The 12,131-nt window shown below is 63.9% G+C and carries 13 protein-coding genes; 7 read left to right on the top strand and 6 right to left on the bottom strand.

What is annotated here, in order from left to right; translation table 11 throughout:
* Nucleotides 1-211 precede the first annotated feature (211 nt).
* Nucleotides 212-910, top strand: a complete 699-nt coding sequence (locus ACIQUI_RS14255; RefSeq protein WP_403199501.1) for a response regulator — start codon at nucleotides 212-214, stop codon at nucleotides 908-910.
* Nucleotides 907-2,514 carry an ATP-binding protein gene (locus ACIQUI_RS14250; protein ID WP_403199498.1) on the top strand — a complete coding sequence of 536 codons (1,608 nt, stop codon included), beginning with the start codon at nucleotides 907-909 and terminating at the stop codon, nucleotides 2,512-2,514. Before ACIQUI_RS14255 ends, ACIQUI_RS14250 begins: the two co-directional genes overlap by 4 nt.
* Before the next feature lie 3 nt (nucleotides 2,515-2,517).
* Here the strand turns inward: ACIQUI_RS14250 and ACIQUI_RS14245 are convergent, their stop codons facing one another.
* Both ACIQUI_RS14245 and ACIQUI_RS14240 read right to left on the bottom strand, forming a co-directional pair.
* Complete coding sequence (locus ACIQUI_RS14245) at nucleotides 2,518-3,219, bottom strand: 4'-phosphopantetheinyl transferase (RefSeq protein ID WP_403199495.1); 702 nt, start codon at nucleotides 3,217-3,219, stop codon at nucleotides 2,518-2,520.
* 173 nt (nucleotides 3,220-3,392) lie between these two features.
* Nucleotides 3,393-4,184, bottom strand: a complete 792-nt coding sequence (locus ACIQUI_RS14240) for a dienelactone hydrolase family protein (protein ID WP_403199493.1) — start codon at nucleotides 4,182-4,184, stop codon at nucleotides 3,393-3,395.
* 129 nt (nucleotides 4,185-4,313) lie between these two features.
* Between ACIQUI_RS14240 and ACIQUI_RS14235 the strand changes: the two genes are divergently transcribed.
* From ACIQUI_RS14235 to ACIQUI_RS14220, 4 genes are all read left to right on the top strand, one after another.
* Nucleotides 4,314-4,919: an outer membrane beta-barrel protein gene (locus ACIQUI_RS14235; RefSeq protein WP_391127129.1), complete on the top strand. Its 606-nt coding sequence runs from the start codon at nucleotides 4,314-4,316 to the stop codon at nucleotides 4,917-4,919.
* Between the two features lie 149 nt (nucleotides 4,920-5,068).
* Nucleotides 5,069-5,746 carry a response regulator gene (locus ACIQUI_RS14230; protein WP_403199489.1) on the top strand — a complete coding sequence of 226 codons (678 nt, stop codon included), beginning with the start codon at nucleotides 5,069-5,071 and terminating at the stop codon, nucleotides 5,744-5,746.
* Nucleotides 5,743-7,089, top strand: coding sequence for an ATP-binding protein (locus tag ACIQUI_RS14225; RefSeq protein ID WP_403199488.1), 1,347 nt, complete (start codon nucleotides 5,743-5,745; stop codon nucleotides 7,087-7,089). Before ACIQUI_RS14230 ends, ACIQUI_RS14225 begins: the two co-directional genes overlap by 4 nt.
* Nucleotides 7,090-7,501: 412 nt before the next feature.
* Nucleotides 7,502-8,824, top strand: coding sequence for a dicarboxylate/amino acid:cation symporter (locus ACIQUI_RS14220; RefSeq protein ID WP_403199486.1), 1,323 nt, complete (start codon nucleotides 7,502-7,504; stop codon nucleotides 8,822-8,824).
* A 173-nt stretch (nucleotides 8,825-8,997) separates the two neighbouring features.
* On the opposite strand, the gene tsaA is transcribed toward ACIQUI_RS14220, so the two are convergent.
* The 4 genes from tsaA to ACIQUI_RS14200 form a co-directional block, all read right to left on the bottom strand.
* The gene (tsaA, locus tag ACIQUI_RS14215) at nucleotides 8,998-9,690 is read right to left on the bottom strand and encodes a tRNA (N6-threonylcarbamoyladenosine(37)-N6)-methyltransferase TrmO (RefSeq protein WP_403199483.1); all 693 of its coding nucleotides are present in this window, start codon (nucleotides 9,688-9,690) and stop codon (nucleotides 8,998-9,000) included.
* 6 nt (nucleotides 9,691-9,696) lie between these two features.
* The gene (locus ACIQUI_RS14210; protein WP_403199481.1) at nucleotides 9,697-10,158 is read right to left on the bottom strand and encodes a DUF1456 family protein; all 462 of its coding nucleotides are present in this window, start codon (nucleotides 10,156-10,158) and stop codon (nucleotides 9,697-9,699) included.
* Between the two features lie 47 nt (nucleotides 10,159-10,205).
* A complete protein-coding gene (locus tag ACIQUI_RS14205; RefSeq protein ID WP_403199478.1) occupies nucleotides 10,206-10,916 on the bottom strand; it encodes an rRNA pseudouridine synthase in 711 nt (236 codons plus the stop codon).
* A 77-nt stretch (nucleotides 10,917-10,993) separates the two neighbouring features.
* The gene (locus ACIQUI_RS14200; protein WP_403199475.1) at nucleotides 10,994-11,446 is read right to left on the bottom strand and encodes a GNAT family N-acetyltransferase; all 453 of its coding nucleotides are present in this window, start codon (nucleotides 11,444-11,446) and stop codon (nucleotides 10,994-10,996) included.
* A gap of 211 nt (nucleotides 11,447-11,657) precedes the next feature.
* On the opposite strand from ACIQUI_RS14200, the gene ACIQUI_RS14195 reads away from it, so the two are divergent.
* Nucleotides 11,658-12,092, top strand: a complete 435-nt coding sequence (locus tag ACIQUI_RS14195; RefSeq protein ID WP_403199561.1) for a hypothetical protein — start codon at nucleotides 11,658-11,660, stop codon at nucleotides 12,090-12,092.
* Nucleotides 12,093-12,131: the final 39 nt, after the last annotated feature.

The raw sequence follows: 12,131 nt of genomic DNA, 5'->3' as shown, positions 1-12,131 counted from the left end.
AGGGGCTTGTGGGCGGGTTGGCAGTGCTTGTGGTGGGACGTAGTATCCGAGGGGGATGTTGCCTTTTGGTTAAAGGGTTATGTTGCCAGTGCCGGCCCTTTCGCGGGCATGCCCGCTCCCACAGGTGCTGCGCAACTCCCCTGTGGGAGCGGGCGCGCCCGCGAAGGGGCCGGCACAGGCAACAGAAAAACAACAATTAAAGGCAGAGGCCATGGACCACCCCACCCCCCGCATCCTCATCGTCGAAGACGACCAGCGCCTGGCCGAACTCACCGCTGAGTACCTGCAGGCCAACGGCTACGAGGTCAGCGTCGAGGGCGACGGTGCCCGCGCCGCACGGCGCATCGTCGACAGCCAGCCTGACCTGGTCATCCTCGACCTCATGTTGCCCGGCGAAGACGGCCTGAGCATCTGCCGCCGGGTGCGCAGCCAGTACCCCGGCCCGATCCTCATGCTCACCGCCCGCAGTGACGAACTCGACCAGATCCAGGGCCTGGACCTGGGGGCCGACGACTACGTGTGCAAACCGGTACGCCCACGGCTGCTGCTGGCGCGAATCCAGGCCCTGCTGCGCCGCAGCGAGGCCGTGGACAACAAGCGCCAGGACCTGGCCTTTGGCGCCCTGCGTATCGACAACCGCTTGCGCGAGGCGCGCCTGGGCGAACAGTTGATCGAGCTGACCGGTGCCGAATTCGACCTGCTCTGGCTGTTGGCCAGCAACGCTGGGCGGGTGCTTACCCGCGAGCAGATCTTCACCGCGCTGCGCGGCGTGGGCTACGACGGGCAGGACCGCTCCATCGACATCCGTATCTCGAAAATCCGCCCCAAGATCGGCGATGACCCACTTCAACCGCGCCTGATCAAGACCCTGCGCAGCAAGGGCTACCTGTTCGTTGGCGAGGCGCCATGAACAACTCGATCTTCCTGCGTATATACGGTGGCATGCTGGCGGTGCTGGTGCTGGTGGCGCTGCTCGGCGTACTCAGCCTGCACCTGGTGAACGAAGTACGCGCCGCCCAACACCGCGAAGGCCTGGCTCAGGGCACCTTCAGCCTGATGGCCGACAACCTCGCGCAGCAGAACGACACCGAACGCAAGCGCTCACTGCTGATCTGGGAGCGCCTGCTGGGCGTGCCGCTGGCGCTGCAACCCATGACCGCGCGCAGCCTCGATGGCGGCCAGCGGGCGCGGCTGTACCGTGGCCTGGTGGTGGTGGAAAAGACCGGCCCGCATGCGGCCCAAGTGCTACGCAAGGTTGGCCAGGAAGACCTAATGCTGGTGGCGCAGATCAAACAGATCAGCGAGCAACTGGCGCGGGCTACCCTGTATCTGTTGGCCGATGAGCTGGTGCGCTACCCGGTAACCGAACAGCAGCAGCGGCTTGCACAAATCAAGCAGGAGAAAGGCTTCGGCTTTGGTGTCGCCCTGCAGCGCATCGAGCGGGCAAGCCTGGACGATGACCAGCGGCGTCGCGTGGAGGAGGGCGACACCGTGATGGCGCTGGGCAGGGATGGCGACTCGATACGTGTATTTGCCGGGCTATCAGGTTCGCCCTGGGTGCTGGAGATCGGCCCGTTGTACCAGCTCAACCCCTATCCGCCGCAGTTGCTGATCCTGATTGCCTTCCTGGGGCTGTGCCTGATCGGCCTGGTGGTGTACCTGCTGGTGCGCCAGTTGGAGCGCCGCGTGTCGGGCCTGGAGGTTGCCGCCACACGCATCGCCCAGGGCAGCCTGGACACCCGTGTGCCCGCCGACGATGCTGACTCGGTAGGGCGCCTGGCTGCCGCCTTCAATGGTATGGCCGAGCACCTGCAGCGCTCGCTGACCATGCAGCGCGAGCTGGTGCGGGCGGTGTCCCACGAGCTGCGCACCCCGGTTGCGCGCCTGCGCTTTGGCCTGGAGATGATCGAAACCGCCACCACCGAACAGGCGCGGGCCAAGCACCTGGCGGGCATGGATGGCGATATCCAGGACCTCGACAAGCTGGTCGACGAAATGCTGACCTACGCCCGCCTGGAGCAGGGCGCGCCGGCCTTGAAGTTTCAGCGGGTCGATCTGGATGCCTTGCTGGCCCGCGTGATCGAAGAGCTGGCACCGTTGCGTGCCGAGGTGCAGGTGGTGCGCGGCGACTGCCAGGGTGCGGATGCCGAAGGCGCGTGGGTCGAGGCCGAGCCACGTTACCTGCATCGGGCCTTGCAGAACCTTGTAGGCAATGCCATGCGCCACGCCGAGTCCGAAGTGCGCCTGACCTACCAGTTGGGGCAGCAACGCTGCCGTATTGATGTGGAAGATGACGGCCCAGGCATCCCCGAGGGTTTCTGGGACCGCATTTTCACCCCGTTCACCCGCCTTGACGACAGCCGTACCCGGGCCTCGGGTGGGCATGGCCTGGGCCTGTCGATTGTGCGGCGGATCATCTACTGGCACGCCGGGCGGGCCACGGTGGGGCGCAGTGAGGCGCTGGGCGGTGCCTGCTTCAGCTTGAGCTGGCCACGCCAGCAGGCACCGCTGTAAGGGTCAGACGCTGACCAGGCTGAGCAGGTGGCCGTCTTGCAGGCTGAACTGGCCCTGCAGTTCTGCGCCGTGCTGCCATTGTGGCGACAGGTCGGTGAGCAGGCGCAGGCGCGCCAAGCCATCTGCGGACCATTCCAGCACTTCGGCGTGCTCGAAGTAAAAACGCTGGCGGGTTAGCGGGTAGAGGGTCTTGAACAGGCTCTCCTTCAGCGAGAAGGTCAAGGTGACCGTCAGGCCGAGCTGGCTACGGTCCAGGCGTTCGAGCTCGGGCGGGGTAAGGATTTCGCCCATCAGCCGTTCGGCGCGCTCGTCATCCAGCAGCGATTCCTGGTCCAGCCCCAGGCCTTGGCAGCTACTCTCGGCGGCAACTACGGCGGCGGCCCAGCCTTTGCCATGGGTGATCGAGCCGCGGATGCCCGCTGGCCATATGGGCGAGCGGTCTTCATGAGTACCTGGCACATAGTCGCGACCGTCCAGGCGCTGCAACGCGGCGCGCGCGCACACACGGCCGGCCAGGTACTCGGTTTGGCGCTTGGCTACCGAGCGTTGGAGGCTGGCGCTGGGCGCGATGCCGGCGCGCTGGAAGTCATCGGGGGCCAGGTGGGCGGGGTCGAAGGCACAACTGACCAATACTGCGCCGGGCAGTGGGCGGGGCAGGGGCCAGTGGTGCTGGAGCGGGGAACAGCAGGCGGGGAGTGTGTTCATGGCGGCTATTGTGCCAGTCGCGGGGGCGGTGTGGGAGATGCAATAGCCGGGGCTGCTTTGCAGCCCATCGCCGGCAAGCCAGCTCCCACAGGGATCCCACAATGCTCAGACCTGTGGTGATCCTGTGGGAGCTGGCTTGCCTGCGATGGGCCGCAAAGCGGCCCCGACGATCTTTATTTGAACACCTTCTTGAAAAACGCCTGCATATCCGCCCAGGAACTGTCGTCCGCGGCCTTGTTATAGCCAATGTCCGGCCCACCATGTTCGCCATGGCTCAGCCGGTCAGCATCCGGGTTGGTAAACCCATGCTTGGCGCCCTCGATACTGACGAACTCGTAGTTGACCTTGGCCGCGTCCATTTCCGCCTTGAACGCCTCCACCTGCTGTTGGGTGACCATGCTGTCCGCAGCCCCATGCTCGACCAGGATATCGGCCCGCACCACGCCAGGTTTTGCCGGTGTCTGGGTCGCCAGGGCGCCATGAAAACTCACCACACCGTCCAGTTTCTCGCCCCGGCGTGCGGCATCGAGCACCACCTTGCCGCCGAAGCAGTAGCCTACCGCGCCCAGTTGATGCTTGTTGGTATTCGGTTGCAGCTTCAGCAGCTCAAGGCCGGCGTCGAAGCGTGCTGCCGCCTTTGCCGGGTCCTTCATTGCCGCGGCCATGAACGCCTGGGCGTCCTGCGGGTGTTCGGTGTGCTTGCCGTCGCCATACATGTCGATGGCCAGCGCGTTGTAGCCCAGTGCCGCCAGGTCGCGGGCACGGCGCTTGGCGTAGTCGTTCAGCCCCCACCATTCATGCACCACGACAATGCCGGGGCGCTTGCCCTCGACGGCGTCGTCGTAGGCGTAATAGCCGACCAGGCGATTGCCGTCGGCGTCCTGGTAGGGGATTTCACGGGTTTGTACCGCCGCTTGGGCGAGGGCGGCGCTGCACATCAGGGTCAGGGCCAGCAGGGCACGCATGTTTACTACTCCTTGTCTTGCAGACGGTTCGTTCAGCCGAGGTTCAGCCAGGGTTCAGTCGCGGTTCAGGGTGCCCTGCTTACTCTAGCTTCCAGACCGAAACAGCGCACCCAACTGGAGTACCCAGCCATGAAAACCTTCAACACCCTGCTTGCCGCCATGGCCGTCTGTGCCGCTGGCATCACCACCGCCCAGGCCGCTGATGACAACTTTGCCAGCCTGACCTACGGCCAGACCAGCGACAAGGTTCGCAAGTCGGGCCTGCTGCAGCGCAATACCGACAACCTCAACGCCGATGGCATCATCGGCAAGGACGACACCTGGGGCGTGCGTCTGGGCAAGATCAATGACCAGGGCCGCTACTACATGACCTACGACAACGTCTCGGGCGACCACAGCGGCCTCAAGTTGCGCCAGGAAAACCTGCTGGGCAGCTATGACCTGTTCCTGCCGGTGGGTGACACCACCAAGCTGTTTGGCGGTGGCAGCCTGGGCGTGACCAAGCTCACCCAGGACTCGCCAGGTGCCAGCCGTGATACCGACTACGGTTACGCCTACGGCCTGCAGGCCGGCGTGATCCAGGACATCACCGACAAGGCCTCGGTCGAACTGGGCTACCGTTACCTGCGTACCAATGCGGCGACCGAGGTGGGTGAGCGAGGTGGGCCGAAGGACGGCACCTTGCGCCTGACCAGCAGCGCGCAGACTTACCTGGCAGCTAGCTACAAGTTCTGACGGGCGAGCCGCGCTATCCTGTACCGGCCTCTTCGCGGGCACGCCCGCTCCCACAGGTACCGCACCAGTCCCAGAAACTGTGCGATTACTGTGGGAGCGGGCGTGCCCGCGAAAGGGCCGGTACAGGCAATACACATAAGGAGCTGCACATGAAACTGCTGGTGGTCGAGGACGAAGCCCTGCTTCGCCATCACCTCTACACCCGCCTGGGCGAAAGCGGCCATGTGGTCGAGGCCGTTGCCGACGCCGAAGAGGCCCTGTACCAGGCCGGGCAATACCACTTCGATCTGGCCATCATCGACCTGGGGCTGCCCGGCATCAGTGGCTTGGAGCTGATCACGCGCCTGCGCAGCCAGGACAAGACCTTCCCCATCCTCATACTCACTGCCCGTGGCAACTGGCAGGACAAAGTCGAAGGCCTGGCCGCCGGAGCCGACGATTACCTGGTAAAGCCGTTCCAGTTCGAAGAGCTGGAAGCGCGCCTGAATGCCTTGTTACGCCGCTCCAGCGGCTTCACCCAGTCGACCATCGCCGCTGGCCCCTTGGTGCTCGACCTCAACCGCAAGCAGGCCACCCTCGACGAACAACCCCTGGCGCTGACCGCCTACGAATACCGCATTCTCGAATACCTCATGCGCCATCATCAGCAGGTGGTAGCCAAGGACCGCCTGATGGAGCAGTTGTATCCCGGCGACGAGGAGCGCGACCCCAATGTCATCGAAGTGCTGGTAGGCCGCCTGCGCCGCAAGCTTGAGGGCGAAAACGGCTTCAAACCCATCGACACCGTGCGCGGCCTGGGTTACCTGTTCACCGAGCGCTGCCGATGATCCGCTCGCTGCGGGTGCGCCTGATGCTGGCCGCCGCGGTGCTGGCGCTGTTATTCATGCTGGCGCTGCTGCCAGCCTTGCAAAAGGCCTTCAGCCTGGCCTTGCAGGAGTCGATCGAGCAGCGCCTGGCTTCGGATGTGACCACGCTGATTTCCGCTGCACGCATCGAGCATGGCCAGTTGCAGATGCCGACGCTGCTGCCGGACGAGCGTTACAACCTGCCGTATACCGGCCTGCTCGGCTACATCTTCGATCGCGACGGCAACCTGGTCTGGCAGTCGCGGGCCACCGCTGACCGGCACATCAACTACCGCCCACGCTACGACGGGCGCGGCAACGAGTTTGCCCGTATCCATCAGGCCGATGGCGAAGAGTTCTTTGTCTACGACGTCGAGATCAAGTTGCTGGGTGGCCAGAGCGCCGCCTACAGCATTGTCGCCCTGCAGCCGGTGAGCGAATACAAGGCCACCCTCAATGGCCTGCGGGAAAAACTCTACCTTGGCTTCGGTGCGGCCTTGCTGGCGTTGATGGCGCTGCTTTGGGCAGGCCTGACCTGGGGGCTGCGCTCGTTGCGCCGGCTCAGCCACGAACTGGATGAGGTGGAGTCGGGGGCGCGCGATGGCTTGAGTGGCGAGCACCCTCGCGAGCTGTTGCGCCTTACCCGCTCGCTCAACCGCCTGTTGCGCAGTGAACGTGAGCAGCGCACACGCTACCGTGATTCGCTGGATGACCTGGCGCACAGCCTGAAAACGCCGTTGGCCGTGTTGCAAGGCGTGGGCGAGAGCCTGCAGCAGCGCAGCGGCGAGCGCGAGCAGGCACGGGTGCTGCAAAGCCAGATCGAGCGCATGAGCCAGCAGATCGACTACCAGTTGCAACGCGCCAGCCTGCGCAAGAGTGGCCTGGTGCGCCACAGCGTGAGGTTGCGGCCGTTGCTCGACAGCCTGTGCAGCACCTTGGCCAAGGTTTACCGGGACAAACGGGTGAACGTGGCGCTGGAGCTGCCCGATGCGGCGCAGGTGCCGATGGAGCAGGGCGCATTGCTGGAGATGCTGGGCAACTTGCTGGAAAACGCCTACCGCTTGAGCCTGGGAGAGGTACGGGTGAGCCTGGAGCAGTCGCCGGGGCGGTTGACCTTGTGCATCGAGGACGACGGGCCGGGGGTGCCGGCCGACCAGCGTGAGCGCATTCTGGAGCGTGGCGAGCGGCTGGACAGCCAGCATCCGGGGCAGGGGATCGGGCTGGCGGTGGTCAAGGATATCGTCGACAGCTATGACGCCGAGTTGAGCCTGGGGGATTCGCCTTTGGGTGGGGCGGCGTTCAGGATCACCTTCCACCTGGAGTGATTGGCTGGTCTTACCGGCCTCTTCGCGGGCTTGCCCGCTCCCACAGGGACCGCGCTGCATTCAGGCCCTGCGCAATACCTGTGGGAGCGGGCAAGCCCGCGAAAGGGCCGGCACAGGCAAACCACAATGGGCGGATTCCCGCCAACTCCCCCTGTACAAATCCCGCCAGCGGGCGGAAATCCGCCAGCCTTCCTTAGGCAAATCGCCCCTTCGTTGGGCATTTATCCCTCGCAAACACGGCCTTTGCACCCTTCATGGGCATTTTGGCACCACCCTTGCTATTGATCCTGTCAGAGGCCTGCCCAGGCAGCTCGAACACAACGACAAATCCCTCCAGGTGCAGGAGGGTTAGCGATTCAGGTGCCCCTTCACCCTGGGAAGGGTGAACCGGCACACTTGAGGAAAATGAGCCATGACGACACGTCAGCCGCTGTACAAATCCCTGTATGTCCAGGTGATCGTTGCCATCACCATCGGCATTCTGCTCGGCCACTTCTACCCGGAAACGGGCGTCGCCCTCAAACCCTTGGGTGACGGCTTCGTCAAACTGATCAAGATGGTCATCGCCCCGATCATCTTCTGTACCGTGGTCAGCGGCATCGCCGGCATGCAGAGCATGAAGTCGGTCGGCAAGACCGGCGGCTACGCGCTGCTGTACTTTGAAATCGTCTCCACCATCGCCCTGATCATCGGCCTTGTCGTCGTCAACGTGGTCAAGCCAGGCGCTGGCATGCACATCGACGTCAGCACCCTGAACGCCAGCAGCGTGGCTGCCTACGCTGCCGCCGGCGCGCAGCAGACCACTGTCGGCTTCCTGCTCAACGTCATCCCCAACACAGTGGTTGGCGCCTTCGCCAACGGTGACATCCTGCAAGTGCTGATGTTCTCGGTACTGTTCGGCTTCGCCCTGCACCGCCTGGGCAGCTACGGCAAGCCGGTGCTGGACCTGATCGACCGCTTTGCCCATGTGATGTTCAACATCATCAACATGATCATGAAGCTGGCCCCGATCGGTGCGTTCGGTGCAATGGCCTTCACCATCGGCCAGTACGGCGTGGGTTCCCTGGTGCAGTTGGGCTACCTGATGGCCTGCTTCTACATCACCTGCCTGCTGTTCGTGCTGGTGGTGCTGGGCGGTATCTGCCGCGCCCACGGTTTCAGCGTCATCAAGCTGATCCGCTACATCCGTGAAGAACTGCTGATCGTGCTGGGTACCTCTTCGTCGGAATCGGCGCTGCCACGCATGCTGGCCAAGATGGAGCGCCTGGGTGCCAAGAAGTCGGTGGTTGGCCTGGTCATCCCGACTGGCTACTCGTTCAACCTGGACGGCACCTCGATCTACCTGACCATGGCTGCGGTGTTCATCGCCCAGGCCACCGACACCACCATGGACATCACTCACCAGATCACCCTGCTGCTGGTGCTGCTGGTGGCGTCCAAAGGTGCTGCCGGCGTGACCGGTTCGGGCTTCATCGTACTGGCCGCTACCCTGTCGGCCGTTGGCCACCTGCCGGTTGCCGGCCTGGCGCTGATCCTCGGCATCGACCGCTTCATGTCCGAAGCCCGTGCGCTGACCAACCTGGTAGGTAACGCAGTTGCCACCGTGGTCGTGGCCAAGTGGGTCAAGGAAATGGACAACGACAAGCTGGCGTCGGAACTGGCCTCCGGTGGTGCACCGCTGGTCGATACCCGTCCTGTCGATGACCTGGGCGTGGCCGAAGGCCCTGCTCGTTGATCGCACTGCTGTAAAACGAAAAAGGCGACCTGAGGGTCGCCTTTTTTGTGGATGTGTTTTCAGGCCCGGCTCTATCGCCGGCAAGCCAGCTCCCACAGGGATCCCACAATGCTCAGACCTGTGGTGATCCTGTGGGAGCTGGCTTGCCGGCGATAGGGCCGGGCCTGCGATCCTTAATCTTTCACCACCTCCAACACCCGGATTTGCTCAGGGTGCGGATAATGCCAGCGTACCTGCACATCCCAGAACCTCACCCCATACACCCGCTCCGCCGGTGGTACCTGATAAGCGGGCCGAGGGTCCTGTGCCAGGCATTGCTCGATCAACTCAACCAGCGGCTCACCCAGGCGCAGCGCATGCTCGCGGGCCTGGGGCAGGGCGTTGTCACCCCACTGCACGGCAATCGCCGCAGGCGCTTCGCTGGCCATCTGGTTGCTGGCGCCGGCAATGCTGTCGGCGTAGGGCACATAGGGCTTGATATCGAGTACCGGTGTACCGTCGAGCAGGTCGATCCCGGACAGCAGCAGGCGCCCAGGCTCCACGCCCTCCAGGCGCACCACCGACTGGCCGATGCCGTTGGGCCTATGGGTGGCGCGGGTGGCGAACACCCCCATGCTCTTGTTACCACCCAGGCGCGGTGGCCGTACCTTCAGGCGCGGTTTGTCCTCCAGGGCCTGGTGGAACAGGAACAGCAGCCAGACATGGCTGACCTGCTCAAGGCCTGCAACCGCATCACCCTGGTCGAACGGCGGCAGCAGTTCGAGCACGCCGCGCGCCGCGGGCGCCAGCTGGGGCTGGCGCGGGATGGCGAATTTTTCCTTGAAGCAGGAGCGGACAATGCCGACCGGGGCAACCGTATGCTGCATGGCCACTCAGCCACGCACGCGCTGGGTCAGGCCCTTGAGGAAGTTGCGCAGCAGCTGGTCGCCGCACGGGCGGTAGTTGTCATGGCCGGCCTTGCGGAACAGCGCACTGAGTTCCGGCTTGCTGACCGGGAAGTTGACCGACTTGAGGATTGCATGCAGGTCGTCTTCCTTGAGTTCGAAGGCTACCCGCAGTTTCTTGAGGACAAGGTTGTTGGTCACTGGCAGCTCGACCGGTTGCGGTGGGCGGGTGTCGTCCTTGCCGCGGCGGTAGATCACCAGCCCGTCCAGGAAGTGCGCCATTACCCGTTCAGGGCAGCGCACGAAGCCTTCCTCTTCTTCCTTCTTCAGGTAGGTGGCCAGCACCAGGGGATGCACTTCGAGGCCGGAAAGCCCGATGATCTCGGCCATCTTGGCGTCGTTCACCTTGAGCATGTAGCGCAGGCTGCGCAGGACATCGTTGTGGTTCATTGCTGCAGAATCCTGTTCAGGTGCCACGCGTGTGCGTGGCGTATTGCTTAGAAACGTTCGGTTGTAGCCAGGTAGCGCCATTGGCCCAGCGGCAGCTTGCCCATCGATACGCCACCCAGGCGAATGCGGCGCATGCTGAGCAGTTCCAGGCGCAGGTAGGCGCACAGCTCGAAAATTTGCCCAGGTTGCGGGTTTTTCAGCACCATGCGCAGGTGGGTCTCGTTCTGCCAGCTGGCTTTGGTCTTGGGCAGCTCGCGATCATTGCGCGTAGCCCCGCGCGCCAGGCGTTCCAGCGCCTGGGGCGTGGTTTCGCCGCGCACTTCGACGATGAACTCCTGCTCCAGGCGGCGTAGGTCGGCGTTGATCTTGCGCGTTACCCGCCAGTCCTGGGTGAATACCTGCAGGCCGCTGGCGCCGCGCTCCAGCGGCGCCACGCAGTCCTGCCGGGCAAAATGCCCGTGCAGGGCGCGCACGCCTTCGCGGTGAGCCTCGCTGAGGCTGCCCATGTTGATGCTGGCGCGTGCGGTTTCACTGTCGATACCGGCTGGCTGGTTGATCAGCAGGGTCACTGGCTCCAGCGTTTCGGCGCGGGCACCCGGCAGCAGTTCGACGCGCTGCTGGTCGACCTTGAACTGCGGCTGCTCGACGACCACGCCATCGACGGTTACCCAGCCGCCTTCGATATACAACTCGGCCTCGCGGCGGGAGCAACCCAACTGCTCGATAAGGCGTTTGGACAGGCGGACGGGTTCGGACATGACGGCAATTCGCAAAGGCAGGGAAAGGCCAGCATTGTACCTGCCTGAGCGGTAGAGGGGCTGGGAATCTGTGTCATTTACGCCGTTTTGCGCAGGTGCATGTGCAGCAGCGGGTAGGGCTGGCCCAGGCCGTCGGTTTCCGAGCGGCCAACCACCTCGAAACCTTCATGCAGGTAGAAGCCCAAGGCTTGCGGGTTCTGTTCGTTGACGTCCAGGCGTTCGGCGTTCAGTTCGTCGATCGCATAGTGCAGCAGGCGCTTGCCAACCCCTTGGCCACGGTAGTCTGGCGCCACGAACAGCATGTCCACGCGCCCGTTGGCGACCCCGGCAAAGCCACAGATGCGTTGCCTGTGCTTGCAGCAGACCAGCATCACCGCGTCGAGGTAGCGGCGCAGCACGTGTTCGCGCAGCAGCAGGATGTAGCCCTCCGGCAGGAACAGATGGGTGGCGCGTACCGAGTCCTCCCACACCTGTACCAGCTCGTTGTAGTCGCTAAAACGCGGAGTTTGCAACGTCAGTAGCGCGGGCATGCCGGTGGTCCTCCATGGCGATGGGGAAAACATAGCAGCCCAGCCACCGGTCGGCTTGTGCGTGCTGCACTTGAAGGGCGGGGCGCAGAGGTCTATTAATCAAGCGTGGGAAAAAATCCCACGCATCGAAAAGATAAAAACTGACAACAAGATTCATGACTGATTTTGCGTTCTCGTGGCGACGACCTGGAGACGGACTATGCAAATCCACCTGCTGTTCAAGAAGGCCTTGCTGGCGGCTGCCGTGGCTGGCGTGCTGTCAGCGTCCATTGTTTTGATCCCTGACTCGATTTCCCAAGGCTCCAGCGCCTATGCCAAGGATGGCGGTGGTGGAGGCGGTGGTGGTGGTCATGGCGGCGGTGGAGGAAGCGGCGGCGGTGGTGGCCATGGCGGTGGCGGCGGAAGTGGCGGTGGCCACGGCAGTGGCGGCGACGGTGGCGGCCATGCCGGCAACAGTGGCAGCGGCCACGACGGTAGTTCAAACGCTGGACGCAGCGGCAACCATGCTGAAGCGGGTGATGATCATGGCAACCATGTCGGCGGCGAGCCTGGCGATGATCACGGCAATCACGTGGGTGGTGAACCTGGTGACGATCGCGGCAACCATGTGGGTGGCGAACCGGGTGATGACAACAGCAGGAGCTGACAGGCGTTGATCAGCCCGACTCTACCCCCTTCGATGTTA

The sequence above is a fragment of the Pseudomonas sp. NPDC090592 genome (assembly GCF_044769185.1).
Lineage (GTDB): Bacteria > Pseudomonadota > Gammaproteobacteria > Pseudomonadales > Pseudomonadaceae > Aquipseudomonas.
Note: the sequence above shows the minus strand (reverse complement) of the source record. Positions and strands in the feature narration are given on the sequence as shown.

What these genes read in the sequence shown, in the direction of transcription:
- ACIQUI_RS14255 (WP_403199501.1), top strand. Translation starts at nt 212, where the DNA reads ATGGACCACCCCACCCCCCGCATCCTCATCGTCGAAGACGACCAGCGC.
- ACIQUI_RS14250 (WP_403199498.1), top strand. Translation starts at nt 907, where the DNA reads ATGAACAACTCGATCTTCCTGCGTATATACGGTGGCATGCTGGCGGTG.
- ACIQUI_RS14245 (WP_403199495.1), bottom strand. Translation starts at nt 3,219, where the DNA reads ATGAACACACTCCCCGCCTGCTGTTCCCCGCTCCAGCACCACTGGCCC.
- ACIQUI_RS14240 (WP_403199493.1), bottom strand. Translation starts at nt 4,184, where the DNA reads ATGCGTGCCCTGCTGGCCCTGACCCTGATGTGCAGCGCCGCCCTCGCC.
- ACIQUI_RS14235 (WP_391127129.1), top strand. Translation starts at nt 4,314, where the DNA reads ATGAAAACCTTCAACACCCTGCTTGCCGCCATGGCCGTCTGTGCCGCT.
- ACIQUI_RS14230 (WP_403199489.1), top strand. Translation starts at nt 5,069, where the DNA reads ATGAAACTGCTGGTGGTCGAGGACGAAGCCCTGCTTCGCCATCACCTC.
- ACIQUI_RS14225 (WP_403199488.1), top strand. Translation starts at nt 5,743, where the DNA reads ATGATCCGCTCGCTGCGGGTGCGCCTGATGCTGGCCGCCGCGGTGCTG.
- ACIQUI_RS14220 (WP_403199486.1), top strand. Translation starts at nt 7,502, where the DNA reads ATGACGACACGTCAGCCGCTGTACAAATCCCTGTATGTCCAGGTGATC.
- tsaA (WP_403199483.1), bottom strand. Translation starts at nt 9,690, where the DNA reads ATGCAGCATACGGTTGCCCCGGTCGGCATTGTCCGCTCCTGCTTCAAG.
- ACIQUI_RS14210 (WP_403199481.1), bottom strand. Translation starts at nt 10,158, where the DNA reads ATGAACCACAACGATGTCCTGCGCAGCCTGCGCTACATGCTCAAGGTG.
- ACIQUI_RS14205 (WP_403199478.1), bottom strand. Translation starts at nt 10,916, where the DNA reads ATGTCCGAACCCGTCCGCCTGTCCAAACGCCTTATCGAGCAGTTGGGT.
- ACIQUI_RS14200 (WP_403199475.1), bottom strand. Translation starts at nt 11,446, where the DNA reads ATGCCCGCGCTACTGACGTTGCAAACTCCGCGTTTTAGCGACTACAAC.